This is a genomic window from Pseudomonas sp. S3_A03, assembly GCF_054668275.1.
This window is the reverse complement of sequence record NZ_CP162753.1, coordinates 2,827,474-2,850,793: the sequence shown is the minus strand read 5'-3', so window position 1 is coordinate 2,850,793 and position 23,320 is coordinate 2,827,474. Positions and strand designations below refer to the sequence as shown.

Sequence of the window (23,320 nt, the reverse complement as noted above, 5' to 3'; positions counted from 1 at the left end):
CGTCGAATTGAATGAATCAGTAGCCGGCTACAGCAAAAAGCCCCGCCATTCACATGGCGGGGCTCTTGTTTTTCAGCGTGTCACTCAGACCTGCGGGTCGCCCACGTGCAGGATCTTCATGCCGTTGGTGCCACCGGTGGTGTGGTAACTGTCGCCCTTGGTCAGGATGACCCAGTCGCCTTTCTCTACGACGCCGCGTTTAACCAGCTCATCGATAGCCTTCTGGCTGACTTCGTTCGGTGCCAGCGAGGCCGGATCGAACGGAATGGTGTACACGCCGCGGAACATCGCCGCGCGGGCCTGGGCTTCGCGGTGCGGGGTGAACGCGTAGATCGGCACCGAGGAGCGGATGCGCGACATGATCAGCGGCGTGTAGCCGCTTTCGGTCAGGGCAATGATCGCTTTCACGCCAGGGAAGTGGTTGGCGGTGTACATGGCAGCCAGGGCGATGCTCTGGTCGCAGCTTTCGAAGACCTTGCCGATACGGTGGCTGGAGGTCTTGCTGGTCGGGTGCTTTTCGGCGCCGACGCAGATACGCGCCATGGCCTGCACGGCTTCCAGTGGGTACGGGCCGGCAGCACTTTCAGCCGAGAGCATCACGGCGTCGGTGTAGTCGAGTACGGCGTTGGCCACGTCGGACACTTCGGCGCGGGTCGGCATCGGGTTCTGGATCATCGACTCCATCATCTGGGTCGCGACGATCACCGCTTTGTTATGGCGGCGCGCGTGCAGGATGATCTTTTTCTGAATGCCGATCAGCTCTGCATCACCGATTTCCACACCCAGGTCACCACGGGCAACCATCACGGCGTCGGACGCCTTGATCAGGCCGTCGAGGGTTTCGTCATCGGCCACGGCTTCGGCACGTTCGATCTTCGCCACCAGCCAGGCGGTACCGCCAGCTTCGTCGCGCAGTCTGCGGGCGTATTCCATGTCGGCGGCGTCGCGCGGGAAGGAAACGGCAAGGTAGTCCACTTCCATTTCTGCGGCGAGCTTGATGTCGGCCTTGTCTTTCTCAGTCAGGGCTGGTGCGGTCAGGCCACCGCCACGACGGTTGATGCCTTTGTGATCGGACAGCGGGCCGCCGATGATCACCGTGCAGTTCAGTTCGGTTGGAGTGGCGGTGTCGACGCGCATGACGACGCGGCCGTCGTCCAGCAGCAGTTCGTCGCCGACGCCGCAGTCCTTGACCAGATCGGGGTAGTCGATACCCACCACGTCCTGGGTGCCTTCGGTCAGCGGATGGCTGGTGGAGAAGGTGAACTTGTCACCGATCTTCAGCTCAATGCGCTTGTTGGCAAATTTGGCGATACGGATTTTCGGGCCTTGCAGGTCACCCAGCAGTGCAACGAAGCGGCCATGTTTGGCGGCCAGGTCACGCACCAGCTTGGCGCGAGCCTTGTGCTCGTCCGGGGTGCCGTGGGAGAAGTTCAGACGGGCAACGTCCAAACCAGCCAGAATCAGCTGTTCGAGGACTTCCGGCGAGTTGCTGGCCGGGCCAAGGGTGGCGACGATTTTGGTACGACGGACGGACATGCACGGACTCCTGAGTTCAAGCGCTGAGGAAGGCTACTATGCTCTTTCGTTGTAGTCATTGTTCGTTTGCACTACTTATCGACGATTGACTTGTTTTGGTTGTGGCTGAATAGACGAACTGCCTTGAAGATTTTTGACGAGGGGTCGATACACTGCACAAGACTGGAGAACCCTCATGCGAATTCTGCTCATTGCTGCACTGGCCGTCAGTGTTGTCGGCTGCACCCGCTGGTCAATGGACCACCATTTGAACAACGCCTACCGTGCTTACAAGGTGGGTGACTGTGAGCGCGTTACCCTGGAATTGTCCCAGGTCGACCGCACAAGCCGCACTCGGCGTTATGTGCAGCCCGAGGTCTCAATGCTGCGTGGGCAATGCCTGGAACGGCAGAAACTGTTCGTCGACGCGGTGCAGACCTATCAATTCATCATCAACCAATACCCGTCGAGCGAGTACGCCTACCGTGCCCGCGCCAGACTGGACACCCTGCAACAACTGGGGCATTACCCCGGTGCGAGCGTTGCGAAGCCGAGTCCAGCGTCACTGTAATGCTATTCGTCATTTGTTAACTGGCCTCTTGCCAGTCTTGGGCTATCCTTTGTATGTTCGTTTGTATAAGTTTTACTCGAACGAATGAGGGGCCCGGACTCGGCAGCTGTCCAGTGACAAAACGTTTTCTGTTGTCACACCGAGATCCAGGGAGAGCGAGTGTTTGTGCTCGTTCCGAATCACTGGCACGGCCAAATAATGGCCACTGGATGGCGATCTCACCATGTTTACCGACCGACGGATCGAGCGGCATCAACTACCTTATTTCCTGCAAGTGTTTAATCGTCTTACCGATAAACCTATCGGCTTCTTGGGTAATGTCTCGGGGAATGGACTGATGTTGATCAGCCAGTTGCCCATGATGGTCAATGCGCAATTCGAGCTGCGCTTGAAGATCCCCGAGGCTGACGGCACTTTCCATGCAATTGACCTTACGGCGACCTGCCTGTGGAGCCACGAAGATATCAACCCGCAGTATTACGATTCGGGGTTCAACGTGCTTCAGGCGCCCGAGGAATATGAGCAATTGATTGGTGTGTTGGTGCAGTACTTCAGGTTTGACCCCCTGCAGGCATCCGTCTGATTACCGCACGGTGGTTGACCCGGCTCGGGTAATGCTACCCGGGCCGTGGCCAGGCGTTAATGGTTCAGAACACGCCGGCTTTTTTCCAGCCCAGATAATGCGTCACCAGGGCCGCTCCCATGGCTGATGGCAAAGTGTCCAATACCGAGAGGCCGTGCGCGTTCAAACGGTCATGCAGTTCATCCCGGGTGTTGAGGTAGTCCACCGTTGCGCTGTAGGCCAAGGCTTCTGGCATTGTTTGCACGGGCGACTGGCGCAGTCGATCGAGTACTTCTTCACGCAAGCTGGCCACCAGCACCCGATGCTGGCGACTGATGCGCTTCACGGCAGTCATCAACGCTTCGTCATCTTCATCGCGCAGGTTGGTCACCATAATCACCAATGCCCGACGTTTTTGCCTGGCCAACAGTTGGCTGGCCGCCGCCTCGTAGTCGGCGGCTCGTCGAGTGGTGTCCAGGTCGTAGACCGAGTTGAGCAACAGGTTCAATTGGCCACTGCCTTTGACGGGAGCGAGGTAGCGTGGTTGGTCGCCGGCAAAAGTGCACAGCCCCACCGCGTCGCCCTGGCGCAACGCGACGTAACTGAGTAGCAGGCAGGCGTTGAGCGCGTGGTCAAAATGGGACAGTTCGTCATCCTGGCTGCGCATACGTCGGCCGCAATCGAGCATGAACACGATCTGTTGATCGCGCTCGTCCTGGTACTCTCGGGCAATGGGCGTACGTTGCCGTGCGGTGGCTTTCCAGTCGATCTGCCGCAGGCTGTCGCCCTCACGAAACTCGCGCAACTGATGAAACTCCAGGCCCAACCCACGCCGCTGGCGTTGACGCACCCCCATTTGGCTCAGCCAGTTGTCTACGCCCAGCAGTTGCGCTCCATACAAACGGGCGAAGTCCGGGTAGACGCGAGTGGTGTCGTGGGCTTCGATAAAGCGCCGCGCGGACCACAGCCCCAAGGGGCTCGGCAGGTGGACTTCACAGCGACTGAACGTGAAATGCCCCCGTCGCAGAGGGCGCAGGCGATAGCCCAGCTCACTGCGTTCACCGGGGCGCAGTTCGATGGCCTGGGGTAGGTTTTCCCTGCCTAAACCATCGGGGACATGGTCGAACACCTGGACTGTCAGCGGCTGTGGGTAGTCGCATTCCAGGCTCAGGCGTACTTCGCCCCAGCGGCCCAACGCCAAGCTGCCGGGCATCTGCCGTTGCACCCGTGGCGAGGGCCGGTGCCGCAACCGTAGCGCGTCGAGCATGGCCAGCAGCAACAGCGCCAGGAGCAAGCCCCACGCCACCGAATGTACGGTGTCGGGCACTTTGAACTGCAATGCTGCGGCAGTGCCCAGCAAGATGTTCAAACCCAGCAATAGGCCGAGCCAGATCAACAGCAGACGGGTTGGCTTCATGGTCAGCTCATTGGCGGGGTGCTGGGATCTGGTCCAGCAGCTGCTTGAGCACCTGGTCGACCTCCAGCCCATCGATGTCCAGTTCTGGTGCAATGCGTACCCGATGGCGCAGTACCGCCAAAGCGCAGCCCTTGATGTCATCCGGGGTGACGAACTCGCCGCCGCGTAACAATGCCCGGGCGCGGGCGCCGCGCACCAGTGCAATGGACGCACGTGGGCCGGCACCTATGGCCAGCCCTGGCCAACTGCGGGTGGCCCGCGCCAGGCGCACGGCATAGTCGAGCACTTGTTCATCCAGGGCCAGTTCACTGGCGATTTGCTGCAATTGCAGCACGTCCGAGGCTTGCAGCACGGTGCGCAACGGTTGCACATCCAGCATGTCGGCCCGTGACGAGCGCGTCACTTCACGCACCATCTCCAGCTCTTGCTGTGCATCGGGATAGTCCATGCGCACCTTGAGCATGAAACGGTCCAGTTCTGCTTCCGGCAGGGGGTAGGTGCCTTCCTGTTCGATGGGGTTTTGCGTGGCCAACACCATAAACGGCTGCTCGATGGGCAGCGCCTCGCCTTCGAGGGTCACCTGCCGCTCCTGCATGGCTTCGAGCAAGGCTGCCTGGGTCTTGGCCGGGGCTCGGTTGATTTCATCGGCCAGCAACAGGTGGGTGAACACCGGCCCCTTGCGCAACTTGAATTGCTCGGTGTGCAGGTCGTACACGGCGTGGCCGGTGACATCGCTGGGCATCAGGTCCGGGGTGAATTGGATCCGCGCGAAGTCACCCTCAAAGCATCGCGCCAGGGCACGTACAAGCAGAGTCTTGCCCAGCCCTGGGACGCCTTCGAGCAATACATGGCCGCCGGCGATCAGTGCGGTGAGCACGTCGTCGATCACCTGCTCCTGGCCAATCACTGCTTTGCGCAGTTCAACGCGCAGAGCCTGGGCCTGCCGGCTGGCGCGTTGCAGGGTTTCGGTCGTCAGGGTGTTGGCGCTGGTAAATTCGCTCATAGGGCGTTCCTGAGGGTTTGCAGGCATGCCACCCGCCGGCTGAAATCGGCGCTGGAAAGCCGTTTTGCCGGGAGTGGGCCAAGGGCCTGGCTGATGACATGAGGGGGTTGGCGCGTCAGGTGTTCAAGTACTCGCCATTGTTCGGTGTTGTCGAGGTGCTCAAAGCCAGGATGGCGGCGCCGGGCGGCACGCTGGATATCGCGCTGCAACGCGTGCAATAGCGAACCCTGGCTGCTGCGGCGCAGCAGGAAGTCGGCGCTGGCCTTCAAGTGTTCCTGCAACTGCCGGCGAGCCTTGGGAGCGGGTGCCTGGATCGGGCCTTGGCGCATACCTGCCTGCCAGAGCGCCAGGGCGACCAGCGCAATGAGCGCGACCGCGGCCTGGGGGAAATAACGCAGCAGCAGGGTCAGCAGGTTGTCCACGTCACTGTTGAACAAGAAAGTCACCGCCGTACCCTGGTTCAGGTACCACAGCAGCCAGGCGTTGTCGTGTTTGCCGATATCGGTGGTTTTCCACAGGTCGCTGTCGGTAATCACGGTCACACGGCCTTGCCCGAGGTCTCGTTGCATCAGGTGACTTGACCTGGCGCTATTGGCTGAAAACTGGGCAAGGTGCTTGGGGTCGGTGAGGTTGAAGTCGGTGTCGAAGCTGAAGTACGCCGGGGCGGTTTCATTGTCGACATAGAGTTTGGTCAGGTCCGGCGCTTTCTTTTTGCGGGGTGGGGTGGGCTCAGCCGGCTCCTCACTCAGGGCCTGGTGGATATGCAGGCTATCGAGTAATAAGTCACCGCTTTTGCCGGTTTCTTCATCCCATAGCGCCTCGGCGACCAGGAGCAGATGGCCGCCGGATTTGGCCCAGTCGAGCAGTTGCCCGGCCTGGCGTGGCGACATATTGCTACGTTCGCCCAGCAACAACAGGCTGTTGCCCTTGGCGGGCAGGGTGGCCAGGCGATCAAGGCTATTGACATGCTCCACCGTCAGGCCTTGCTTGCGCAAAAAGTGTTCGGCCGCCAGGTAAGGGTTGGCCAGCACTTGTGGGGCAGGGCCGCGATCCACGACTTCGTCATAGGGCGTCGCGTTGCTCCAGGCGTAAAGGCCACCCGCTCCGATCAGGCATATCAATAACAGCCCAACCCACACCAATAGCCGGCTCATTGATGACCCCCGTAACTGAACAGGGCGCGCCAATCACTGCATAATTTTTGCTGGGTTGAGGCAGAGGGAAGGTGATGACCGTAGGCAAGGTTTTGCCAGTGTCGGGTCAACTCGTCGCTGAAGGCCAGCAGTTGCGGTTGCTGTAATTGTTGAACGCGTGCCAGCACCTGGCCTTCGGTATCGGCGCTCTTAAGCGGCAGGTTGAAGTCATGCAGTAACCGGCTCAGCAGGCCGCGATACAGAAGGCCAAGTGCTTCCCTCGGTTGAGTGGGCCACAGTTGCTCGGCGGTGCTGGCGATATCGACGGGCAAGGTGTCGGTGCCCAGCTCCAGGCCGAACAATTGCGTGGGGAGCGGTGGGGTTGCTTTGGCGCTGGGTGGCCCGCGTCGGCTGACAAATGTTTGCAGCCAGTCGCGATAGCGCCAGACCAGCAGGGCCAGGCCACCTGCCAGCAGACTCCATAACAGCACCTCCAGGCCTTGGGCAATGTGCTTGAAAGCATTGCTGTTGAGGTTGCCCAGTAGCGTTTGCAGCCATCCCGGCAGTTTACTGTCGGCGTGTGTCTTGTTTTTTGCGGCGGGCTTTTCTTCGCCAAAGCGATAGCGGGTCACGGTTTCCGGGTTTTTGAAGGGGGGCTTTTCCAGCATCGACTTGATGGATCGGCGCGCGTCCTGGGTACTCAGCGGCTTGGCTTCGCCTGCCATGACAGGAGGGTTGAAGGGCAACAGTGTCAGCCCGATCACCAGCAATAACAGCGTGGCCACATGACTCAGGCGTTGGCGCAAGCGGCGGAACACCAGCTCCAGGTCCCACGCCTCCAATACGGTGCGACGATTGAGATAAAGGCTGAAACCACACGCGACGTAAATGGGCTCCCAGAACACCAGGATCAACGCGTAGAAAGCGTTGCCCAGATGCTCCAGCCACAGTCCTTCGGTGGTGGTCGCCAGTGCCAGGCGCTGCCAATCCCAATCCAGTTCAAGTTGCTGCGGAATGAACAGGTAGAACAGCGCCATGCAGCCGAACCACAGTCCGATTTCCAGGTGTACGCCAACCGTGGTCAACCACCTCGCGGCACCGGCGTTGCGTTGTTGCAGCACGCCCAGGCGTTTTTGCCTTGCCTGGCCGTCCAGGCCTTCAAGTTGACTGACCGGCATCACAAAGCTGCGGCTGAGGCTGAGTCGGCGCCAGGTCAGGCTGGCCAAGAGTTGACCCTTGAGCAGGCGGGGCCACTGGCGCACGGCCTGCTTGAGGCTGGGCGTTTCTCCGAACAAGGCCTTGGACAGGATATAGAGCGGCAAGCGGTCGAAGGCCGGTTTGAACCACCAGAACAGGAACATGGCGGTGGAGGGGTATTTCCACAGCAGCGCGCTTAGCACGGCGAATACCGGCAAGCTCACCAGCGCCCAGCTACCCATTAGCAACCGGCGATGTTCCCTGGCCATTAGTACACCGAGGTCCATGGCTTCCCAGGCCGTGCGCGGTCGAATCACCACGCTGGAGTCACTCAGGCGCATGGCGAGCCCTCCCGGCAAAAGTCAGGTAAGCGATTACCAGCAGCCAGAGTGCAGCCCCAACCACGTATTTGACCCAGGGGGCGATCTGGGTAGTGGACGACCAGTAGGCTTCGATGAACGCGGCGATCAGCAAGAACATCATCACACCGCAAAGCAATTGCACGCTTTTGCGTGCCGCGAGCCGCAAGGATTCCCCGCGGGTCAACTGCCCTGGGGCGATCAGCGCCCAGCCCAACTGCAAGCCTGCCGCACCGGCGAGGGCGATGGCCGTCAACTCAAAGGCACCATGGCCGATGACGAATGACCAGAAGGTCTGGCCGTAGCCGATCTCGGTCAAGTGCCCGGAAATCGCGCCGATGATCAGCCCGTTGAAAATCAGGAAAAATACGCTGCCCAGGCCAAACAGCAAACCGGCGGCAAACGTCTGGAAGGCGATACCGATGTTATGCATCACGTAGTAGCCGAACATCATCCAGTCTTCGCTCGATGCCCGTTCGGCGGCGCGCCCCAGGCGGCTGGCTTCAGGGTCATACATACTTTGCATCTCGGCCACTTGTTGCGCGCTGACAATGCTGTAGATCAGGTCAGGAAACAGGTAGACCAGCAGTGCAATACCCAACAGGCTGGTAAAGAACAGCAGGCTGGCGATCAATACGAAGCGCCACTGCTCGCGCACCAGTCGCGGGAAGTCCGCCAGGACGAAGCTCAGCACGTTGGTCGCCAATTGGCTGCGATGACGGTACAGCTGTTGATGGCCGCGTAACGCCAATTGTTGCAAAGGATCCACTAGGTAACTGCTGTAGCCGCGCTCCTGAGCCAAGGCCAACTGCTGGCACAGACGCCGGTATTGATGGGGGAAATCGGCTACATCAGCGGCCTTGGCCTTGCCTTGTTCCAACTGCGTCAGTCGTTCGGCAAAGGCGTGCCATTGGGGCTGGTAGCGGCTTTCGAACATGCTTTGCTTCATGTCGGCCCCAACAGGCCGCGGGCCACGCCATTGAGTTGCTCGGCGGCGCGCGCCGGGGATACTTGCAAAGGCGTCGCGAGGATAGCGGCCAGTTCATGCACGCGTTCAGCAGAGAGTTCACCCTGGCGTTCGGCGAAGCCGAGGATCGCCCGTTGCTCACTCAGTTCCAGCGCAAACGGCAAGCGCAGGGCCGCAGCTTGCGGGACCCGAGGCCGCGCCAGGGGCAGTTCGCGGTAGACCACCAGCGTGCCGGCGGCCAGGTCGCCAAGGCGTTTGAAATTAGGATGCTGCAGGCAGCTGATAGCGCCAAGAAAATAGCCGAAAGGCAACATGTCGACAAACCGCAGCAGGTTGCGAATGAGCGACGCCGACCAGCCGATGGGGGTGCCGTCGTCCTGTACGACGCGCAGGCCCATGACTTGTTTACCGGGTGAGCAGCCTTGGTTGAGCACTTCGAACAGCACCATGTACCACCAGCTCGCCACGAACAGCAGCAGTGAGCCCAGGCCGATTCCAATATTGCCGAGCAGCGCCAGCGGCACCAGAAGCACACCCATGACCACACCGCGCGCACCAAGGTCGAAGGCGAAGGCCAGCGCCCTGGGCACCAGGCCGGCGGGGCGCAGCGGGAGGTCGATACCCTCAGGGGTTTCGATCTGGTAGCGGGTGTCCAACGGGGTTGATGGCATCGCGATCCTTGGCAGTGCGGAGCGTTTGGAGACACGGATGCTAGCAGTGTCGGCGATGGAAGCAACTCTCCAAGATTTTACTGGATGTTTGCACAGTATATTTGGTGCTGGCCCCGAGTGCTGTTCAGCGCCTAGACTTTGTCGATCTTCAGCACAGGAATAGCCCGTGACCTCGATTTTCTGGTACGACTACGAAACCACCGGCATCAACCCGCGCAACGATCGCCCATTGCAGGTGGCGGGAATCCGTACCGATTTCGAGCTCAACGAGGTCGGCCCGCCGGTCAACCTTTATTGCCGGCCCAGCGACGATATCCTGCCCCATCCCGCCGCCTGTGCGATCACCGGCATCACCCCCGGAATACTGGCGGAAAAAGGCCTGGCTGAAGCCGATTTCATGACGCGGGTGCATGCGCAGCTGGCCGCGCCGGGTACCTGTGGCGCCGGCTACAACACGTTGCGCTTTGACGATGAAATGACCCGCTACAGCCTGTATCGCAATTTTTTCGACCCTTACGCGCGGGAATGGCAGGGCGGTAACAGCCGTTGGGACTTGATCGACGTGGTTCGCACCGCCTACGCCCTGCGGCCGGAAGGTATCGAGTGGCCGCTGGAGGACGGGCGCGTGACGCTCAAGCTTGAGCGCTTGACCGCCGCCAACGGTATCGACCATGGCCAGGCCCACGATGCGTTGTCCGATGTGCGCGCCACGATTGCGCTGGCGCGGTTGGTTCGCCAGAAGCAGCCCAAGCTTTATGACTGGCTGTTTCAACTGCGCAGCAAGCAGCGCGTGATGGATCAGGTGCGCTTGCTGCAACCCATGGTGCATATCTCCGGGCGGTTTTCCGCCGAGCGTCATTATCTGGGCGTTGTGCTGCCGTTGGCTTGGCACCCACGCAATCGCAATGCGTTGATTGTCTGCGACCTCGGGCTCGACCCTCAGGCGCTGCTGAACGAGGATGCCGACACGCTGCGCCAGCGCCTGTACACCCGCCGTGATGAGCTTGCCGAAGATGAACTGCCGGTGCCGCTCAAGTTGGTACATATCAATCGTTGCCCGGTGGTTGCGCCCTTGAGCGTGTTGCGCGCCGAAGACCGTGCACGTTTGCAATTGGACATGGACGTTTATCAGGCGCGGGCGCTGCGGCTAACTGAAGCACAGGCACTTTGGTGCGATAAGTTGGCGGCCATTTATGCCACGGAAGATTTTGCCTCGAGTGCAGACCCGGAACAGCAGCTTTACGACGGTTTTATCGGTGATCGCGACCGACGCTTATGTGAACAAGTCCGCATGGCCGAACCCGCGCAATTGGCGCTCCAGCAGTGGCCTTTTGATGATCATCGGTTACCGGAATTATTGTTTCGCTATCGGGCACGCAACTTCCCCGATACGTTGAACAATGAGGAGCAACAACGCTGGAAACTTTTCTGTCAGCAGCGCTTGTCAAATCCTGAATGGGGCGCGCCGAATACCCTTGAGGCATTTAAGCTGGCCAGGCAGGAGTTGGCCGTTAATGCGACTCCGTTTCAGCAGCAGGTGTTGGCACTTTGGCAGGAATATGCTGATTCTTTAGCGGCCCGCGTGGCGCGGTAATCAGCGTTGTAACAAAATAGACGGGCATTAAAAAACGCCAGCAAGCTGGCGTTTTTTATGTGTTGCGTATCAGGTGCAGGCCTGTCGAAGCTTAGCCCAGCAGGGTAGCCCAGCCTTCAACGACGTCGCCGCCCCACTTGGCTTTCCACTCTTTCAGCGTTTTGTGGTTGCCACCTTTGGTTTCAATCACTTCGCCGTTGTGCGGGTTTTTGTATTGCTTGACCTTACGGGCACGTTTGGTGCCGGTAGTTTTCACGGCGCCGCGAGGTGCTTTAACTTTCGACTCTGGATCCAGCAGCGCGATGATGTCACGCAGGGATTTGGAGTATTCACCCATGAGGGTGCGCAGTTTGCCTTCGAATTCCAGCTCGGTTTTCAGTTTGTCGTCTTGGGACAGGTTCTTCAATCGGGCTTGCAGCTCTTTGATAGCTTCTTCGGTGGCACGGTATTCGTTGATCAGAGACATGTGGACTACCTTATGTAGAGAGCTGATTGACAGGGACAGTGGCCAATAATAGTCAGGCAGTTTGCCCAAGTAAACATTTAAGCGTGCATTTATGTGAATTACTTTGATTGTTTTTAGCGAATCTATGCAATCGAGTTAATTATAGGGCGCAGCGCTTAAGCCAATACCCCAGGTATTCAGGGTAACGCCCGCGGGTAACGCAATAGATTCATATATGAGGGATAAAACCCTGGGCTATTGAGGGGTATGACGCGGCATCGCGGTCAGAATAGGTGATAACGAATACTGCAGTTTTTCTGCGCAAACGCTAGAATGGCGGCCTTTGCGAAGTCCTGGAGTTCCCCCTAATGCGCACTTTTCGGCTGGTGATTGCTTGCCCGGACCGGGTTGGCATCGTTGCCAAAGTCAGTAACTTTCTGGCCTCCCACAACGGCTGGATCACCGAGGCGAGCCATCACTCGGACAACCTCAGCGGTTGGTTTTTCATGCGTCACGAGATCCGTGCCGACACGCTGCCCTTTGGTCTTGAGGCTTTTCGCGAGGCATTCGCGCCAATCGCCGAAGAGTTTTCGATGACCTGGCGCATCACCGACACCGAGCAGAAAAAGCGCGTGGTGTTGATGGCCAGTCGCGAATCCCATTGCCTGGCCGACTTGCTTCACCGTTGGCACAGCGATGAGCTGGACTGCGAAATCGCCTGTGTAATTTCCAACCATGACGACCTGCGCAGCATGGTCGAATGGCATGGCATCCCGTACTACCACGTGCCGGTCAACCCGCAGGACAAGGAGCCGGCGTTCACCGAGGTTTCCCGCCTGGTCAAGCAACATGAAGCCGACGTGGTGGTACTGGCGCGCTATATGCAAATCCTGCCGCCGCAGCTGTGCCGCGAATATGCCGGCAAGGTGATCAACATTCATCACAGCTTCTTGCCGTCGTTTGTCGGCGCCAAGCCTTACCACCAAGCTTCCCTGCGGGGCGTGAAGTTGATTGGCGCAACCTGCCACTACGTCACCGAAGAGTTGGACGCCGGTCCGATCATCGAGCAGGACGTGGTGCGCGTCAGTCATAGCGACAGCATTGAAGACATGGTGCGTTTCGGCCGCGATGTCGAGAAAATGGTCTTGGCGCGTGGCTTGCGATATCACTTGGAAGACCGAGTGCTGGTGCACGGCAACAAGACTGTGGTGTTCTGATTTATACGTGTTGATTGAAGAAAGGGCCTGGGCGTTTAATCGCTTCAGGCCTTTTTTGTTGTTAGCTGACCGTCAGGACAACGCCATGAACGATCCGCTCGATAAAGCCACGTCCAGGGCGCCCGCCACACTCGGTGAGGGGTGCCTGAGTCGTTATGATCCGGATGCGCTGGACGCCGAGGATGGCACGGATTTCCCGGACGCTGCGCAGTTGTGGAAGCAGTTGCAGGCGTTGGATGAAGCGCCTGCCGCACCTGAAGAGGACGCTTGAGCCGCCCTGGCACAAGGCTCGGTTCATGATCGGGTAGCGAGCCAGGCGGCTTTGGTCATTGGGATGCGTCCCGCGTTCAGCATGCGCTGCAAGGTCTCAAGCCAATAGCGACGGGAAAACTCGTGGCGCATGTCCACCGGGTGCAGGCCCAGGCGGATGACTTGGGCTGTCTTCCAACGGTGCTCGCGGCAATCACTGAGGGCTTTGGACAGGCGCCGGCGCCAGGCGCTGCGGGCACTCCACACCAGGCCGGGGGCGTCGATACGCGTGAAGTCGGGAAGCCGGTACAGGTGCTGCGGGTCGCTGGTGTAGCTCAGCGGTAATTGGCGCAATGCCTGGCGGGTGCCTTGGCTCATCAACCAAGCGGGCGCGACGAAACCCGACAATGGCCAGTCGTTGCGTTGGAATACTGCTATGCCCTCATGAAGTCGATTCAGGGCCTGGACATATGACAGGCGATAAAACTCACCCTCGTGGGTATACACGCGGCGCATGAGCCAGTCTTTGGGCGTGCGCGGTGCCGGTTGGTCATCGCAGTGGTAGTAGCCGTGCAACGCCAGTTCATCACCCCTGGCGACGCGGCTGTCGAGCAGGCGTCGGAACTCAGCGTGATCGTGCAAGGCATCGCGATGGTGAAAGTCCGGCACCACCAGCCACGTGATAGGCACCGCGCCGAGTGCATCCACGGCCTCGACAAAGGGACGATAGTCCGCCCAATTGTGCGGCGCGACATCGTGCAGCACCAGTAACACGGCGGTTTCAGCCATGACAAAGCATCGTGTCGTGGCTGCCCAGTACGGCATGGTAATGCCCGAGCAGGCTGTCGACCACGCTGTCCCATGCGTAATGCTGTTCCACATAACGCCGAGCCTGGGCTCCCAGGCGCCGGCTGTCGGTGTTGAACAACTCGCGTACGGCGTCGGCCATCGCCTGTGGGTGGTTGGGCCTGCATAACAGACCGCAGCGTTCATTGACGATCTCATTGAATGCGCCGGCTGCCACGGCGACCACGGGGGTGCCGCAGGCCATGGCTTCGAGGATGACCAGGCCAAAGGTTTCCTGGTCGCCGGCATGCAGCAAGGCGTCGGCGCTGGCCATCAGACGGGCAACGTAAGGGGCCGGGCGAAACCCGTCGATGACGGTGACGTTGCCCGGCACGCTGGCCGGCATGCCGGAACCCACCAGCAATAAATGGTAACCGTTGCCCAGGCGTTTCATGCAGCGCAGCAGGACCGGCAGGTTTTTCTCCTTGGAGCCGCGCCCGGCAAAGATCAGCAGGCGGGTGTCCTGGTCGATCCCCAGTTCGGCGCGCAAGCCCGGGTCGCCGGCCTGCGGAGTAAAGGTCTGCAGGTCCACCCCCAGGGGCTGGACGAAGACATTCTTCACCCCCAGGCCTATGAGTTTGTCGGCCATCACCTGGCTTGGCGCCAGTACCCGGTCAAAATTCCCGTAGAGTTTTCTGACATAGGCTTCAACATTGGGTGTAAACCACGGCCCCATGCGGTTGCTCACCAGCAGCGGTAAGTCGGAGTGGTAAAAACCGATGACCGGCACATCCAGCTGGCGCCGAGCATCCAGTGCGGCCCACGCAGTGAGGTAGGGGTCTCCTACCTCGATCAGATCGGGCTGTAAATCGCGCAGGACATTTCGCCAAGGAGCCAGGCGCACCGGGAATCGATAGCCCTTGCCGAAGGGCAGGGCGGGCGCTGGCACTTTGAACACGCCATCGCGTTCGCTCAAGTGCGCGCCGGGTATTAAAAGGCTGTGGCGAATGCCGGGTTTGAGGGCCAGGCGGCGGTGCTTGGCATCCAGATAAGTGCGTACGCCGCCGCTGGCTGGGGCGTAGAACATGGTTATGTCAGCGATATGCACGATGAACATCCCTCCGATCCATTGCTCTCCTAAACGTGGACCTGAGCTAAGGATAGATGTTCGGTTGGTGTTCATCGTGCAGGCGTCGGTCCGGCGCCTGGGTGGCTCAGATGCGGAAACTGCCCACCAGCTGTTTCAGCCGCGCAGCCTGCTGTTCCAGATCGGCACAGGCACGCAATGTCGATTGCAGGTTTTCCACGCCTTCCTGATTGAGGGTGTTGATTTCCGTGATGTCCATGTTGATCGATTCCACCACCGAGGTTTGCTCCTCGGTGGCGGTGGCCACTGACTGGTTCATGCCGTCGATCTCGCCAATGCGCAGGGTCACGCTATTGAGGCGTTCACCGGCGAGGTTGGCGATTTCCACACTGTCATGGCTGTGACGCTGGCTCTGGCTCATGGTGGTCACCGATTCCCGGGCGCCGACTTGCAGCTCCTCGATCATGGTTTGTACCTGTTGTGCCGATTCCTGCGTGCGATGGGCCAGGTTGCGCACCTCGTCGGCCACCACCGCAAACCCACGGCCCGCTTCACCGGCCCGTGCCGCCTCGATGGCAGCGTTCAGCGCCAGCAGGTTGGTTTGCTGAGAGATACTGGTGATTACCTCGAGAATCTGGCCGATATTCACGGTCTTGCTGTTAAGTGCTTCGATATTGCTGCTGGAGGCGCTGATCATCTCGGACAGTTGGGTCATCGCCTTGATGTTGCGATCGACCACCTGTTGGCCGTCCTCAGCCAAGTGGCGGGCATCGCTGGCCTGGTTTGAAGCCTGCGCGGCGTTGCGCGCGATTTCCTGGGCGGCAGCCCCCAACTGATTGATCGCGGCGGCCACGCTGTTGGTTCGGTTGGCCTGCTCGTCGGAGTTGACCATCGACGAGTTGGAGGCGCTTACCACCCGCAGGGCCACTTCATTGACGTGCTCGGTGGCCGAGGACACTTCGCGGATCGATGTGTGAATGCGCTCTACGAAGCTGTTGAAGGCATTTGCCAAGGTGCCGAACTCATCGTGGTTCTGGATGGCCAGGCGGCGCGTCAGGTCACCTTCGCCGTCGGCGATGTCCTGCATGGCGCGGGTCATGACGTGCAGCGGTTGCAGCAGTACGCGGATCAGCATGCCCAGCAGGGCGATGATGATCACCACGGCGATCACGGTGGCAATCACGGCAGAGGTGCGGAATTTGCTGAGCATCGCGTAGGCTTCGTCTTTATCCACCGATACTCCCAGATACCAGTTCACCGACGGCAAACCTTTGATCGGTGTGAAGGTGACGATGTTGACCTTACCGTTGCTCTCGACTTCGCTGAAGTTGCCGCTGATTGCCGGCGTGTGGCTGGGGTAGACATCGGCGAGGGTCTTCATCACCAGGTTTTTGTCGGGGTGTACCAGCACCTTGCCGTCGGCGCTGACCAGGAACGCATAGCCCATTCCGCCGAAGTTCAGCGCGCCGATGTTGTCCACCAGTGTCTGCAGGCTCAGGTCGCCGCCGACCACGCCGACAGCCTGGCCGCCCTTGGTGCTGGGGGTCGCGATGGAAATAATCAACTTGCCGGTGGCGGCATCGATATAGGGCTCGGTCAGGGTCGAGCCGTTGCTGCTCTGCGCCCCTTTGTACCAAGGGCGAACGCGCGGATCAAAGCCGTCCGGCATTTTGGTGTCGGGGCGGATGGTGAACGCGCCCTGGCTGTCACCCACGTAGGTGGCCATGAACGACGAGGTCAGGGTTTTCTGGTCCAGCAGGCTCGCGACGACGCTGGGCTCAGGGTTGATGGCGATGTTCTGTGCGGCGTTTTCCACCAGCGCAATACGCCCGCTCAGCCAGGTCTGAATGCTGCTGGCGGTGACGTCACCCATCTCATGCAGATAGCTGTTGAGGTCCTCGCGTATGGCATTGCGCTGCAGGTAATCGTTATAGAGGGTAAACAACGCGAAGGCGGCGATGACAATAAGGGAGGCTGCAAGCAGGATCTTATGGCTGAAACGCAGATTTTTATTCATGGCTTGAAGGGTCCGCTAAGGTCATAAATATCCAACGCGCGTCCTTGTGGAACACGCTGGAGGGTAGCGTCAAAAAAAGTTTGATATTTCCGTTGTTCCCTGTAGGAACTATCTGAGCGTTTTTTAGACTTTGTGGGTCTCACATCTGTCTTATCGACCTGGCGACACTAAAGATTAACCATGGGTGACGAAATGCCTGACTCCACGCAACTCCTTATAGGTGCCGGCCTTGATGGCCAGCCCATCGCCCAGGCCATGCGCCTGGCCAATCGTCACGGGTTGATTGCCGGCGCCACGGGTACGGGCAAGACGGTCACGCTGCAACGCCTGGCCGAAGCCTTCAGTGATGCGGGCGTGGCGGTGTTTGCCGCGGATATCAAAGGTGACCTCTGCGGCCTGGGCGCCGCGGCTTTTCCACAGGGCAAGGTGGCCGAGCGTATCGCCGGCATGCCTTTCCTGAATTACACGGCTCAGGAGTATCCCGTCACGTTGTGGGATATCCACGGGCAGTCCGGTCATCCGTTGCGCACCACCATCAGCGAAATGGGCCCGTTGTTGCTCGGCAGCTTGCTGGAGCTAACGGACAGCCAGCAGTCGGCCCTCTATGCGGCGTTCAAAGTGGCGGATCGCGAAGGCTTGCTGCTGCTGGACCTCAAGGACCTCAAGGCACTGCTCAACCATCTGCGCTATCACCCGGAGTTATTGGGTGACGATGCCGCGCTGATGACCACCGGCTCCAGCCAGGCACTGTTGCGGCGCCTGGCGGTGCTGGAACAGCAGGGCGCGGAGGCGTTGTTCGGCGAGCCGGCCCTGCAGCTGGAAGATATCCTGCAGCCGGCCAGTGATGGGCGCGGGCGTATCCACCTGCTGGATGCCAGCCGCCTGGTGCACGAGGCGCCGAAGGTGTACGCGACGTTCCTGCTGTGGCTGTTGGCCGAATTGTTCGAGCAACTGCCCGAGCGTGGCGATGCGGATAAACCGCTGCTGGCGCTGTTTTTCGATGAGGCGCATTTGTTGTTCGCCGACACCCCCAAGGCCTTGCAAGAGCGCCTGGAGCAGGTGGTGCGCTTGATTCGTTCCAAAGGGGTGGGCGTGTATTTCGTGACTCAATCGCCTGGCGACCTGCCGGACACGGTGCTGGCTCAACTCGGCTTGCGCATCCAGCACGGCCTGCGCGCATTCACCACTAAAGAGCAGAAATCCCTGCGCGCGGTGGCAGACGGTTTCCGGCCCAACCCGGCATTTGATGCCTTGTCGGTGCTTACCGAGCTGGGCACCGGTGAGGCGTTGGTGGGCACCTTGCAGGAAAAGGGCACGCCGGAGGTGGTCCAACGGGTACTGGTAGCGCCGCCGCAATCGCGTATCGGGCCGCTCAGCGAGGCCGAACGCACGGCACTGATTGCCCGTTCACCCCTGCAAGGGCGCTATGACAAACCGATCGACCGGGAGTCCGCTTATGAAGTGCTGATGGCACGCAAGGACTTGAGCCCTGCCGAAGACGCTGTGCCAGCTGCCGAGGAGCCGAGCTTTACCGACAAGGCCGGTGCGTTTCTGGGAACGGCAGCGGGCAAGGCGCTCAAATCAGCGATGCAACAGGCGGCCAATCAGATGGGGCGGCAATTGGTGCGCGGCTTGTTGGGGTCTTTGCTGGGCGGCGGCAAGCGCAAGTAACGGTTCAGGGCTTGGGCTTGCCGTGGGCGGCCAGCCGCTCAAGCGCGGCGCGCAAGCCCGGGTCGCTGATCCCGTCGGCCGTGGCCTGAATGGTCTCGGCCGCACTTTCCGACAGGTCCATGGTGTGCCCCGCCGCGCCTTGCTGAACGGTCGGCGGTTGCACCTTGAACTGGATGCGCGTCAGGCTGGCGAACTCTTCAAAGGCCATTAATTGACGCTGCAGGCGTTTTTGCTGATAGCGCAAGCGGGTCGCCCAATGGCCATCTGTGACAATCAGCAGCAGGTTGCCTTCACGCCAGGACGCCACATGGCAATGTTCACGTGCGGCCGGTTGCAACTGGCTTTCGAGCAGGCGCTGCAAATGGCCCAAGCGTTGCGCATGGCCAAAGATGGCTTTCAACGGCTTGGCTTCGCGAAGCAACACGCTGGGCGCGCGGGCTGTAAGAGGGCGAAATGCCATGATTGGACACCTTAGGTAACAGAGCGGCCATCTTAGCAGAAAGCGCCTGCACGCCTTCCAGGCAAAGCGTCGACGCGGTTTTTTGCGTGAAATCAATAGGTGACTTCTGCGCGGCATGGGTTGAAGTTCCGACAAAAGCCCTTATTTTAAACAAGCCCTCTCACAGCGCCGTGCCCGCATCGGGGAATAACGCCACTTTCCTCACCCACGATTCCGGGTAGAATGCGCGTTCGCATGCGGCCGTGAGGGCTGCTCGGGCCACTCACGGTGCGCCCTCCATCCCTATGTGTGGAAGAACCTGCCGATATGTTTGCGCCTTTGTTAAAGAAACTTTTTGGAAGCAAGAATGAGCGCGAAGTCAAACGCATGCTCAAGACGGTGCAGCTGGTCAATGCCTTCGAAGAGCAGATGGTTGCCCTGTCGGACGAGCAATTGCGCGCCAAGACCCAAGAGTTCAAGGCCCGCATAGCCAAAGGTGAAACCCTCGACAAACTGCTGCCCGAAGCTTTCGCGGTTGCCCGTGAAGCCGGTAAGCGTGTCATGGGCATGCGCCACTTCGACGTGCAGTTGATCGGCGGCATGACCTTGCATGAAGGCATGATTGCCGAAATGCGTACAGGTGAAGGCAAGACCCTGGTAGCAACCCTGGGTGTTTATCTCAACGCATTGTCCGGCAAGGGCGTGCACGTTGTGACGGTGAACGACTACCTGGCTCGCCGGGACGCCAACTGGATGCGCCCGCTGTATGAATTCCTCGGCCTGACCGTCGGCGTCGTGACGCCGTTCCAGCCGCCGGAAGAGAAGCGCGCCGCCTACGCCGCCGACATCACCTACGGTACCAACAACGAATTCGGTTTCGACTACCTGCGCGACAACATGGCGTTCAGCATGGAAGAAAAATTCCAGCGCGAACTCAACTTTGCCGTGATCGACGAAGTCGACTCCATCCTCATCGACGAAGCTCGTACCCCGCTGATCATCTCCGGCCAGGCCGAAGACAGCTCGCGCCTGTACACCGAGATCAACAAGTTGATCCCGCGCCTTGAGCAGCACATCGAGGAAGTGGAAGGCGTGGTGACCAAAGAAGGTCACTTCACCATCGACGAGAAGACCCGCCAGGTCGAACTCAACGAAGCCGGCCACCAGTATGTCGAAGACATGCTGACCCAGATCGGTTTGCTGGCTGAAGGCGAAAGCCTGTACTCGGCGCACAACCTGGGCCTGCTGACCCATGTGTATGCCGGCCTGCGTGCCCACAAGCTGTTCCATCGCAACGTCGAATACATCGTGCAAGATGGCCAGGTGGTACTGGTCGACGAACACACCGGCCGTACCATGCCGGGTCGCCGTCTGTCCGAAGGCCTGCACCAGGCCATCGAAGCCAAGGAAATGCTCAACATCCAGGCCGAAAGCCAGACGTTGGCGTCCACCACCTTCCAGAACTACTTCCGTTTGTACAACAAGCTGTCCGGCATGACCGGTACGGCCGACACCGAAGCGTTCGAGTTCCACCAGATCTACGGTCTGTCGGTAGTGGTCATCCCGCCGAACAAGCCGCTGGCGCGTAAAGATTTCAACGACCTGGTGTTCCTGACCGCCGAAGAGAAATACGCGGCGATCATCAACGACATCAAGGATGGCATGGCCCAGGGGCGCCCGATCCTGGTGGGTACCGCCACCATCGAAACGTCCGAGCACGTGTCCAACCTGCTCAACAAGGAAGGCATCGAGCATAAAGTGCTCAACGCCAAGTTCCACGAAAAAGAAGCCGAGATCATCGCCCAGGCCGGTCGCCCAGGCGCATTGACCATCGCCACCAACATGGCCGGTCGTGGTACCGACATCCTGTTGGGTGGCAACTGGGAAGTGGAAGTGGCCTCCCTGGACAACCCGACCCCTGAGCAAATCGCCCAGATCAAGGCCGATTGGCAGAAGCGTCACCAGGCCGTGCTGGAGTCCGGCGGCCTGCAGGTGATCGCCTCCGAGCGTCACGAATCGCGTCGTATCGACAACCAGTTGCGTGGTCGTGCCGGTCGTCAGGGTGACGCCGGTTCCAGCCGCTTCTACCTGTCCCTGGAAGACAGCCTGATGCGCATTTTCGCCTCGGACCGGGTGAAAAACTTCATGAAGGCCCTGGGCATGCAGTCCGGTGAAGCGATCGAGCACCGCATGGTGACCAACGCCATCGAGAAGGCCCAGCGCAAGGTTGAAGGCCGCAACTTCGACATCCGTAAGCAACTGCTCGAGTTCGATGACGTCAACAACGAACAGCGTAAAGTGATCTATCACATGCGTAATACGTTGCTGGCCGCCGACAACATTGGCGAGACCATCGCCGATTTCCGCCAGGACGTGCTCAACGCCACCGTCAGCGCGCACATTCCGCCACAGTCCCTGCCTGAACAGTGGGATGTCGCCGGCCTGGAAGCGGCATTGAAGAGCGACTTCGGTGTCGACTTGCCGGTTCAGCAATGGCTGGACGAAGACGACCACCTGTACGAAGAAACCCTGCGCGAAAAACTGATGGCCGAGTTGCTGGCCGCGTACAACGAGAAAGAAGAGCAGGCGAGTGCCGAAGCGCTGCGCACCTTCGAGAAACAAATCGTACTGCGCGTGCTGGACGACCTGTGGAAAGACCACCTGTCGACCATGGACCACCTGCGTCACGGTATCCACCTGCGTGGCTACGCCCAGAAGAACCCCAAGCAGGAATACAAGCGCGAGTCGTTCACGCTGTTCTCCGAGTTGCTGGATTCGATCAAGCGCGATTCGATTCGCGTGCTGTCCCACGTTCAGGTGCGTCGCGAAGACCCTATCGAAGAGGAAGCTCGCCTGCGCCAGGAAGCCGAGGCACTGGCGGCGCGCATGCAGTTCCAGCACGACGAAGCACCGAGTCTGGACGCACCTGAAGTACTGGGCGAGGAGGTCGATGTGGCCCTGGCCCAGACACCGGTGCGCAACGAGCAGAAGCTGGGCCGCAACGAGCTGTGCTATTGCGGCTCGGGCAAGAAATTCAAACACTGCCACGGCCAGATCGAATAAGATTTTCGCCTGACGCTGCAACACTCCGCGCCGCGACCGGCCTCTGCCGTCGCGGCGTTTTGCCATTAATTTCACCGTCGATCATGGCGGCACAGACATCACCTAATTTTAAGGAGCGCATTCATGGCTGTTGGTCTTGGTCCTTTGCCCACATTGCACCCGGTTGCCGGTTTTGAACTGGGTATCGCTTCGGCCGGCATTAAACGTGCGGGGCGCAAGGATGTGGTGGTGATGCGCTGTGCCGAAGGCTCGACCGTCGCCGGTGTGTTCACCCTCAATGCGTTTTGCGCCGCACCGGTGATCCTGGCCAAGCAACGTGTTGCAGGCTCCATTCGTTACCTGCTGACCAACACCGGCAATGCCAACGCCGGTACCGGCGAGCCTGGCCTGGTGGCTGCCGCGCGCACATGCGCCAAGCTGGCTCAACTGGCCGGCGTGGATGCCAGCCAAGTGCTGCCTTACTCCACCGGCGTCATCGGCGAACCGCTGCCGGTCGAGAAAATCGAAGGCGCCCTGCAAGCCGCACTGGATGACCTGTCTGTGGATAACTGGGCCGCCGCCGCGACTGGCATCATGACCACCGACACCCTGCCAAAAGGCGCGAGCCGCCAGTTCGTGCATGACGGTCAGACCGTCACCGTCACCGGCATCAGTAAAGGCGCGGGCATGATCCGTCCGAACATGGCCACCATGCTCGGCTACATTGCCACCGACGCCAAAGTCTCTCGCGATGTGTTGCACAGCCTGATCCTGGACGGTGCCAACAAGTCGTTCAACCGCATCACCATTGATGGCGATACTTCGACCAATGACTGCTGCATGCTGATCGCCACCGGCCAGGCCAACCTGCCGGAAATCACCGAGGCCAGCGGCCCGCTGTTCGCGGCCCTCAAGCAGGCGGTGTTCGAAGTGTGCATGGACGTGGCCCAGGCCATCGTGCGTGACGGTGAGGGGGCGACCAAGTTCGTCACGGTCGAAGTCAACGGCGGCGGCAATCACCAGGAATGCCTGGATGTCGGCTACACCGTGGCCCACTCGCCACTGATCAAGACTGCGCTGTTCGCTTCCGACCCGAACTGGGGCCGCATCCTCGCCGCTGTTGGCCGTGCCGGTGTGCCGGACCTGGATGTGAGCAAGATCGATGTGTTCCTCGGTGACGTGTGCATCGCCAGCCGTGGCGCCCGCGCCGAGAGCTACACCGAAGCCCAGGGCTCGGCGGTGATGCAGCAGGAAGAAATCACCATCCGTATCGAGTTGGGCCGTGGCGATTGCAGCGAAACCATCTGGACCACCGACCTGTCCCACGAGTACGTGAAGATCAACGCGGAATACCGTACCTGAAGCCTGGAGGATGAGC

At 60.1% G+C, this 23,320-nt stretch carries 20 protein-coding genes and 1 pseudogene; 8 read left to right on the top strand and 13 right to left on the bottom strand.

Going from position 1 to position 23,320, the window contains the following annotated elements; translation table 11 throughout:
- Positions 1-84: 84 nt before the first annotated feature.
- Positions 85-1,536, bottom strand: a complete 1,452-nt coding sequence (pyk, locus tag AB4O25_RS13005) for a pyruvate kinase (RefSeq protein ID WP_017529245.1) — start codon at positions 1,534-1,536, stop codon at positions 85-87.
- A 175-nt stretch (positions 1,537-1,711) separates the two neighbouring features.
- Here pyk and AB4O25_RS13000 point away from each other — a divergent pair, with 175 nt between their 5' ends.
- Both AB4O25_RS13000 and AB4O25_RS12995 read left to right on the top strand, forming a co-directional pair.
- On the top strand, positions 1,712-2,086 hold the full coding sequence (locus AB4O25_RS13000; protein WP_017529244.1) for a tol-pal system YbgF family protein: 375 nt from the start codon (positions 1,712-1,714) through the stop codon (positions 2,084-2,086).
- A gap of 223 nt (positions 2,087-2,309) precedes the next feature.
- Positions 2,310-2,669 carry a PilZ domain-containing protein gene (locus AB4O25_RS12995; RefSeq protein ID WP_017529243.1) on the top strand — a complete coding sequence of 120 codons (360 nt, stop codon included), beginning with the start codon at positions 2,310-2,312 and terminating at the stop codon, positions 2,667-2,669.
- A 64-nt stretch (positions 2,670-2,733) separates the two neighbouring features.
- Here the strand turns inward: AB4O25_RS12995 and AB4O25_RS12990 are convergent, their stop codons facing one another.
- The 6 genes from AB4O25_RS12990 to AB4O25_RS12965 are packed head-to-tail and all read right to left on the bottom strand — an operon-like array spanning position 2,734 to position 9,395.
- Entirely contained in the window at positions 2,734-4,065 is a 1,332-nt protein-coding gene (locus AB4O25_RS12990) for a DUF58 domain-containing protein (RefSeq protein WP_068937508.1), read from the bottom strand.
- 7 nt (positions 4,066-4,072) lie between these two features.
- Entirely contained in the window at positions 4,073-5,068 is a 996-nt protein-coding gene (locus AB4O25_RS12985; protein WP_017529241.1) for an AAA family ATPase, read from the bottom strand.
- Positions 5,065-6,222: a DUF4350 domain-containing protein gene (locus AB4O25_RS12980; protein WP_065876978.1), complete on the bottom strand. Its 1,158-nt coding sequence runs from the start codon at positions 6,220-6,222 to the stop codon at positions 5,065-5,067. Before AB4O25_RS12980 ends, AB4O25_RS12985 begins: the two co-directional genes overlap by 4 nt.
- On the bottom strand, positions 6,219-7,739 hold the full coding sequence (locus AB4O25_RS12975; protein WP_065876977.1) for a DUF4129 domain-containing protein: 1,521 nt from the start codon (positions 7,737-7,739) through the stop codon (positions 6,219-6,221). Before AB4O25_RS12975 ends, AB4O25_RS12980 begins: the two co-directional genes overlap by 4 nt.
- Entirely contained in the window at positions 7,726-8,706 is a 981-nt protein-coding gene (locus AB4O25_RS12970) for a stage II sporulation protein M (protein ID WP_460150911.1), read from the bottom strand. The genes AB4O25_RS12975 and AB4O25_RS12970 overlap by 14 nt, the downstream gene beginning before the upstream one ends.
- Positions 8,703-9,395, bottom strand: coding sequence for an RDD family protein (locus AB4O25_RS12965; RefSeq protein WP_017529238.1), 693 nt, complete (start codon positions 9,393-9,395; stop codon positions 8,703-8,705). The genes AB4O25_RS12970 and AB4O25_RS12965 overlap by 4 nt, the downstream gene beginning before the upstream one ends.
- A gap of 166 nt (positions 9,396-9,561) precedes the next feature.
- Here AB4O25_RS12965 and sbcB point away from each other — a divergent pair, with 166 nt between their 5' ends.
- Positions 9,562-10,989, top strand: a complete 1,428-nt coding sequence (gene sbcB, locus AB4O25_RS12960) for an exodeoxyribonuclease I (RefSeq protein WP_460150910.1) — start codon at positions 9,562-9,564, stop codon at positions 10,987-10,989.
- 91 nt (positions 10,990-11,080) lie between these two features.
- Here sbcB and mvaT read toward each other — a convergent pair whose 3' ends face one another.
- Positions 11,081-11,455 (bottom strand): histone-like nucleoid-structuring protein MvaT, encoded by a 375-nt coding sequence (gene mvaT, locus AB4O25_RS12955; RefSeq protein ID WP_003175830.1) that lies wholly within the window; start codon positions 11,453-11,455, stop codon positions 11,081-11,083.
- Between the two features lie 347 nt (positions 11,456-11,802).
- On the opposite strand from mvaT, the gene purU reads away from it, so the two are divergent.
- Together purU and AB4O25_RS12945 are read left to right on the top strand one after the other, a co-directional pair.
- Positions 11,803-12,651: a formyltetrahydrofolate deformylase gene (gene purU, locus AB4O25_RS12950; RefSeq protein ID WP_017529236.1), complete on the top strand. Its 849-nt coding sequence runs from the start codon at positions 11,803-11,805 to the stop codon at positions 12,649-12,651.
- 85 nt (positions 12,652-12,736) lie between these two features.
- Positions 12,737-12,922, top strand: a complete 186-nt coding sequence (locus tag AB4O25_RS12945; protein ID WP_017529235.1) for a hypothetical protein — start codon at positions 12,737-12,739, stop codon at positions 12,920-12,922.
- 23 nt (positions 12,923-12,945) lie between these two features.
- Here the strand turns inward: AB4O25_RS12945 and AB4O25_RS12940 are convergent, their stop codons facing one another.
- From AB4O25_RS12940 to AB4O25_RS12925, 4 genes and pseudogenes are all read right to left on the bottom strand, one after another.
- Entirely contained in the window at positions 12,946-13,689 is a 744-nt protein-coding gene (locus tag AB4O25_RS12940; RefSeq protein WP_068937493.1) for a DUF2334 domain-containing protein, read from the bottom strand.
- Positions 13,682-14,803 (bottom strand): glycosyltransferase family 4 protein, encoded by a 1,122-nt coding sequence (locus tag AB4O25_RS12935; RefSeq protein WP_065876974.1) that lies wholly within the window; start codon positions 14,801-14,803, stop codon positions 13,682-13,684. The genes AB4O25_RS12940 and AB4O25_RS12935 overlap by 8 nt, the downstream gene beginning before the upstream one ends.
- A 97-nt stretch (positions 14,804-14,900) precedes the next feature.
- Positions 14,901-15,665, bottom strand: coding sequence for a methyl-accepting chemotaxis protein (locus tag AB4O25_RS12930; protein WP_370737723.1), 765 nt, complete (start codon positions 15,663-15,665; stop codon positions 14,901-14,903).
- Positions 15,666-15,806: 141 nt separating this feature from the next.
- Positions 15,807-16,646, bottom strand: a pseudogene (locus AB4O25_RS12925) (PDC sensor domain-containing protein); the annotation flags it as partial.
- 336 nt (positions 16,647-16,982) lie between these two features.
- Here AB4O25_RS12925 and AB4O25_RS12920 point away from each other — a divergent pair.
- Entirely contained in the window at positions 16,983-18,461 is a 1,479-nt protein-coding gene (locus AB4O25_RS12920) for a helicase HerA-like domain-containing protein (protein WP_026067372.1), read from the top strand.
- A 4-nt stretch (positions 18,462-18,465) separates the two neighbouring features.
- Here the strand turns inward: AB4O25_RS12920 and AB4O25_RS12915 are convergent, their stop codons facing one another.
- The gene (locus AB4O25_RS12915; protein ID WP_017529230.1) at positions 18,466-18,921 is read right to left on the bottom strand and encodes a DUF721 domain-containing protein; all 456 of its coding nucleotides are present in this window, start codon (positions 18,919-18,921) and stop codon (positions 18,466-18,468) included.
- Positions 18,922-19,227: 306 nt separating this feature from the next.
- Here AB4O25_RS12915 and secA point away from each other — a divergent pair, with 306 nt between their 5' ends.
- Both secA and argJ read left to right on the top strand, forming a co-directional pair.
- Positions 19,228-21,963 (top strand): preprotein translocase subunit SecA, encoded by a 2,736-nt coding sequence (gene secA / locus AB4O25_RS12910; protein WP_068937492.1) that lies wholly within the window; start codon positions 19,228-19,230, stop codon positions 21,961-21,963.
- A gap of 123 nt (positions 21,964-22,086) precedes the next feature.
- Entirely contained in the window at positions 22,087-23,304 is a 1,218-nt protein-coding gene (gene argJ, locus AB4O25_RS12905; protein ID WP_017529228.1) for a bifunctional glutamate N-acetyltransferase/amino-acid acetyltransferase ArgJ, read from the top strand.
- Positions 23,305-23,320 lie beyond the last annotated feature (16 nt).

Coding starts and splice junctions, on each gene's coding strand:
- AB4O25_RS12930 (WP_370737723.1), bottom strand. CDS start 15,665: ATGGTCAACTCCGACGAGCAGGCCAACCGAACCAACAGCGTGGCCGCC.
- AB4O25_RS12915 (WP_017529230.1), bottom strand. CDS start 18,921: ATGGCATTTCGCCCTCTTACAGCCCGCGCGCCCAGCGTGTTGCTTCGC.
- AB4O25_RS13000 (WP_017529244.1), top strand. CDS start 1,712: ATGCGAATTCTGCTCATTGCTGCACTGGCCGTCAGTGTTGTCGGCTGC.
- AB4O25_RS12935 (WP_065876974.1), bottom strand. CDS start 14,803: ATGTTCATCGTGCATATCGCTGACATAACCATGTTCTACGCCCCAGCC.
- AB4O25_RS12945 (WP_017529235.1), top strand. CDS start 12,737: ATGAACGATCCGCTCGATAAAGCCACGTCCAGGGCGCCCGCCACACTC.
- pyk (WP_017529245.1), bottom strand. CDS start 1,536: ATGTCCGTCCGTCGTACCAAAATCGTCGCCACCCTTGGCCCGGCCAGC.
- AB4O25_RS12985 (WP_017529241.1), bottom strand. CDS start 5,068: ATGAGCGAATTTACCAGCGCCAACACCCTGACGACCGAAACCCTGCAA.
- AB4O25_RS12975 (WP_065876977.1), bottom strand. CDS start 7,739: ATGCGCCTGAGTGACTCCAGCGTGGTGATTCGACCGCGCACGGCCTGG.
- mvaT (WP_003175830.1), bottom strand. CDS start 11,455: ATGTCTCTGATCAACGAATACCGTGCCACCGAAGAAGCTATCAAAGAG.
- AB4O25_RS12970 (WP_460150911.1), bottom strand. CDS start 8,706: ATGAAGCAAAGCATGTTCGAAAGCCGCTACCAGCCCCAATGGCACGCC.
- AB4O25_RS12995 (WP_017529243.1), top strand. CDS start 2,310: ATGTTTACCGACCGACGGATCGAGCGGCATCAACTACCTTATTTCCTG.
- AB4O25_RS12920 (WP_026067372.1), top strand. CDS start 16,983: ATGCCTGACTCCACGCAACTCCTTATAGGTGCCGGCCTTGATGGCCAG.
- secA (WP_068937492.1), top strand. CDS start 19,228: ATGTTTGCGCCTTTGTTAAAGAAACTTTTTGGAAGCAAGAATGAGCGC.
- AB4O25_RS12990 (WP_068937508.1), bottom strand. CDS start 4,065: ATGAAGCCAACCCGTCTGCTGTTGATCTGGCTCGGCCTATTGCTGGGT.
- purU (WP_017529236.1), top strand. CDS start 11,803: ATGCGCACTTTTCGGCTGGTGATTGCTTGCCCGGACCGGGTTGGCATC.
- AB4O25_RS12965 (WP_017529238.1), bottom strand. CDS start 9,395: ATGCCATCAACCCCGTTGGACACCCGCTACCAGATCGAAACCCCTGAG.
- AB4O25_RS12980 (WP_065876978.1), bottom strand. CDS start 6,222: ATGAGCCGGCTATTGGTGTGGGTTGGGCTGTTATTGATATGCCTGATC.
- argJ (WP_017529228.1), top strand. CDS start 22,087: ATGGCTGTTGGTCTTGGTCCTTTGCCCACATTGCACCCGGTTGCCGGT.
- AB4O25_RS12940 (WP_068937493.1), bottom strand. CDS start 13,689: ATGGCTGAAACCGCCGTGTTACTGGTGCTGCACGATGTCGCGCCGCAC.